Annotated in this window: 5 protein-coding genes; 4 read left to right on the top strand and 1 reads right to left on the bottom strand. The window is 44.4% G+C overall.

Annotation, left to right across the window (positions count from 1 at the left end; translation table 11 throughout):
• Positions 1-266, bottom strand: a 266-nt coding sequence (gene yihA, locus QVO66_RS11935; RefSeq protein WP_288172860.1) for a ribosome biogenesis GTP-binding protein YihA/YsxC, incomplete at its 3' end; no start/stop codon positions are given.
• A gap of 781 nt (positions 267-1,047) precedes the next feature.
• Between yihA and recR the strand changes: the two genes are divergently transcribed.
• The 4 genes from recR to QVO66_RS11915 are packed head-to-tail and all read left to right on the top strand — an operon-like array spanning position 1,048 to position 3,853.
• On the top strand, positions 1,048-1,665 hold the full coding sequence (recR, locus tag QVO66_RS11930) for a recombination mediator RecR (RefSeq protein ID WP_021855723.1): 618 nt from the start codon (positions 1,048-1,050) through the stop codon (positions 1,663-1,665).
• Between the two features lie 54 nt (positions 1,666-1,719).
• Positions 1,720-2,145 (top strand): hypothetical protein, encoded by a 426-nt coding sequence (locus tag QVO66_RS11925; RefSeq protein ID WP_021855722.1) that lies wholly within the window; start codon positions 1,720-1,722, stop codon positions 2,143-2,145.
• Positions 2,142-3,338: a glycosyltransferase family 2 protein gene (locus QVO66_RS11920; RefSeq protein WP_021855721.1), complete on the top strand. Its 1,197-nt coding sequence runs from the start codon at positions 2,142-2,144 to the stop codon at positions 3,336-3,338. Before QVO66_RS11925 ends, QVO66_RS11920 begins: the two co-directional genes overlap by 4 nt.
• Positions 3,338-3,853: a GNAT family N-acetyltransferase gene (locus QVO66_RS11915; RefSeq protein ID WP_021855720.1), complete on the top strand. Its 516-nt coding sequence runs from the start codon at positions 3,338-3,340 to the stop codon at positions 3,851-3,853. The genes QVO66_RS11920 and QVO66_RS11915 overlap by 1 nt, the downstream gene beginning before the upstream one ends.
• Positions 3,854-3,960: the final 107 nt, after the last annotated feature.

Below are 3,960 nucleotides of genomic sequence, written 5' to 3'. Positions count from 1 at the left end.
TGAACCGTCTTTGAGCGCTTGGCAAATCCATAGCCGGGAAGGTCTACCAGATACCACTCATTATTTATAATAAAGTGATTGATAAGCAGAGTCTTGCCCGGGGTGGCCGATGTCTTTGCAAGATTTTTGTGGTTGCAGAGCATGTTGATAAGGCTTGATTTGCCAACATTGCTTCGTCCGATAAACGCATACTCAGGCTTTGTGTCTTTAGGACAAAGCTGTATGTTAGGACTGCTCACTGAAAATTCTGATTTTGTTATTATCATTTAGTCGTCGATAAATTTATGAAAAACCTTTGCAAAGGTAATAAAAATATCAGAAAAATACAACCGCCGGCACAATGTTATATATAAGCAACGGATAAAATCTGCAGACAATACCCTGCATGAACCCAGGCACAATGACGACGGCGCATACGCGAAAACGCAGCCGGACCGGCATGTGTGCAATAAAAATTCATGACAAATTATTTTTCAGAAGCAGACAATCACAAATGCAAAAATGGCATACAGAGATGACAAAACAGGGGATATTTTACACAAGAAAAGCCAACTTGCTGTCATAAAACAGCCAATATCGCCGCTGAAACACACTGAAATGCGATGCGAAACACACTGAATTACGAGTCAAAAGACATTCTTTTACGACCTAAAAGGGCACATATCAGCAGTCAGAAAGTGGCATGCGTGACTACAATAGTACATAACACGCTGGCTTACAAATAAATACACAAAAGTCACTATTTTTCGATTAAAACACAGCAAAACAGTCAAGCTGCTAATACGGAGGCTGCCTGAGAGGCTTAAAAAGCTGCATTTTGTAAAGAAATAAGAAAGTGTGCATTCCTCATATACGATACACTCTTCATGCCGGACACCAATAGTCGATATGCAGAATACGTTAATAATGCGAAAAACAGGCAGCCACAGCGCACAAAACAGCAGCCACGCAACCCGCAAAAGACATTCAAAGGAAAATAAAAATAAATTTGTTTTGAATTTTACTACTATTGAAGTAACTTTGCCGACAAAAACATTTTAGCAAAGTATGACCCAACAATATCCGTCGGCATTGCTCGAAAAGGCAGTGGCAGAATTTTCAAGCCTGCCCGGCATAGGACAGAAAACAGCCCTAAGGCTGGTGCTGTTTCTGCTGAGACAAGACAAGGACAAGGTGGAAAGGTTTGCCCAGACCATAAGCGAAATGAGACATAAGATAAAGCACTGCACCGTGTGCCACAACATAAGCGACACGGACGTCTGCCCTATCTGCTCCGACGCAAGGCGCGACGACACCACAGTGTGCGTGGTTGAAAACGTGCAAGACGTCATGGCTATCGAAAACACTCAGCAGTACAACGGACTTTATCATGTACTCGGAGGCGTAATATCGCCCATGGACGGCATAGGTCCTAACGACATAGAGATAAGCTCGCTGGCAGAAAGAGTTGAGAGCGGAAAGATAAAAGAGGTGATTCTGGCGCTTAGCTCCACAATGGAAGGCGACACCACCAACTTCTACATCTACCGCAAACTGGCAAAATTCGACATACGCCTGAGCGTGATTGCACGCGGAATATCTGTGGGCGGCGAGCTGGAATACACCGACGAGGTTACGCTCGGACGATCTATCATTAACCGGCAGCCGTTCGACGGCAGACAATAGCAGATGACGCAACCTGCCGGAAAACTGCTTAAAGCGAAAACATTAACCAAGAAAATGAAAAGAACAAAAAACATACTATCGGTAATCATGTACGTCAGCATAGCTTTGCTGCTGGCCATAACCGCAATATTTGAAACCGAGACGCTGCTGCCGGGAGAACTGACAGCAAGCAAGAACGCCGAATTTCTTACCGTGTCGCTAATGGAAGTCATTACAATATGCCTCATTCCTGCGTCACTGAGGCTGTTCAAGGTCAAGAAAATCAGCATGAAGCTACAGGCTGAGCCAGAGAAAGAGCTGCTCCGCTGGGGAAGCATACGCATGATGATGCTTTGTGTCCCGATGGTGGCCAACACCCTGCTCTATTACCTGTTCATGAACGTGGCATTCGGCTATATGGCAATTATCGGACTTATCTGTCTGATTTTCGTCAACCCTACAATGGCAAGATGCATATCTGAAACAAGCTACAAGAAATGAAACTTGCAATAATAATCGTCAGCTACAACGTAAGACACTATCTTCAGCAATGTCTCGACAGCTTATACAGAGCCGTTGAGGGCATCGACGCAGAAATATACGTAATCGACAATCATTCAAAAGACAACACCGTGAAGAAGCTTAAAGGCAAGAACCGCGGTGTGAAGTTTATTGCCTGCAATCACAATCATGGCTTTGCAAAAGCCAACAACATGGGCATAAGGCGCACAAAGAGCGAATACGTGCTGCTGCTGAACCCCGACACTATTGTTGGAGAAAACACCCTGAAAGAGTGTATCAGATTCATGGACGAACATGAGAATGCGGGCGGACTGGGCGTAAGAATGCTGAAATGCAACGGCAGCGACGCCATGGAGAGCCGGCGCGGACTGCCGACACCGATGACCGCTTTCTACAAGATGTGCGGACTGTGTGCCAAATATCCCACACATAAGAAACTGGGAAAATACTACATGGGATATCTTCCGTGGGACGAACCGGCCAAGATTGAGATAATAAGCGGAGCCTTCATGATGATGAGGCGCACCGCACTTGACAAGGCTGGACTGCTCGACGAAGACTTTTTTATGTATGGTGAAGATATCGACCTGTCATACAGGCTGCTGAAGAGCGGCTTCGACAACTGGTATCTGCCAACAAAGATACTGCATTACAAGGGCGAAAGCACGCAGAAGTCATCGTTCAAATATGTACACGTGTTCTACGAGGCCATGCTCATCTTCTTCAAAAAGCACTATGGCCATCTCAGCATCTGGCTGAACATGCCTATAAAGGCTGCAATATATCTTAAAGCCACAACGGCTCTTATAAAGACTACGTCAGAGCATATACAGAAGACATTGGGATTCATGCCCGACAGAAGACGCAAGTCGCCACTCTACATATTTATTTCTACAAAAGAATCAATATCAAGATGCCGAAGCCTCGCCGACCGTAACGGCCTGGACGCACAATATATAGTAACGCAGACACCGGCAGACCCGGCTGCACATGCCGAAGCCGTAAAAAACATCAGCTGCAAGACGCCCGTATATCTTGTTTATGACACAGGCTTATGCAGATATGAAGACATTCTTAATCTATTCTCTAAAAACAGCAAGCCCAATGTAAAAATCGGCACATACAGTCCGAGATTCAACATAATAATAACAGACAACGAGATAATAGCCTGATGACAGACATTCTACCGACAATACATCTCAGGGCGATAGAGCCGGAAGATCTCGACGTGTTGTATACCATCGAGAACGACACTAAAGTTTGGAACGTTAGCACAACGAACGTGCCATACTCAAGATACGTGCTATATGACTACGTCGCAAATGCAAAAAACGACATTTACGCCGATAAGCAGGTAAGGATGATGATAGAAGACGAACATCATAACGTTGTGGGAATAGTTGACATAATAAACTTCGACCCAAAGAACATGAGAGCAGAGGTAGGCATAGTAATAAAACAAGACTACAGAAACAAAGGCTATGCCCTGGCCACTATAACAAGAATAAAAGCTTACGCCGCAAACATCCTACACCTGCATCAGCTTTATGCGTGCATAAACAAGGATAACGAGAGGTCGTTAGCCCTGTTTGAGAAGAGTGGATTCATAAAGTCAAATGAGCTGAAAGACTGGCTCTTCGATGGCAAAAAATACCATAATGCACTGCTAATGCAACTTTTTTTGTAAAAAATCGCCAAAAAGTTTGGTAGATAAAAAAAATATTCATACCTTTGCAACCGCAATTGAGACAGATACCTAATGGTGCGTTAGTTCAGCTGGTTAGAATGCCTGCC

Origin of the sequence: Prevotella sp. CAG:255 (genome assembly GCF_000431195.1) — a bacterium.
In the GTDB taxonomy this organism is placed as follows: domain Bacteria; phylum Bacteroidota; class Bacteroidia; order Bacteroidales; family Bacteroidaceae; genus Prevotella; species Prevotella rara.
This window is presented reverse-complemented; position numbering and strand designations above follow the sequence as displayed.

Bases quoted from the DNA above. Each gene is read 5' to 3' on its own strand.
- recR (WP_021855723.1), top strand. From the start codon at position 1,048: ATGACCCAACAATATCCGTCGGCATTGCTCGAAAAGGCAGTGGCAGAA.
- QVO66_RS11925 (WP_021855722.1), top strand. From the start codon at position 1,720: ATGAAAAGAACAAAAAACATACTATCGGTAATCATGTACGTCAGCATA.
- QVO66_RS11920 (WP_021855721.1), top strand. From the start codon at position 2,142: ATGAAACTTGCAATAATAATCGTCAGCTACAACGTAAGACACTATCTT.
- QVO66_RS11915 (WP_021855720.1), top strand. From the start codon at position 3,338: ATGACAGACATTCTACCGACAATACATCTCAGGGCGATAGAGCCGGAA.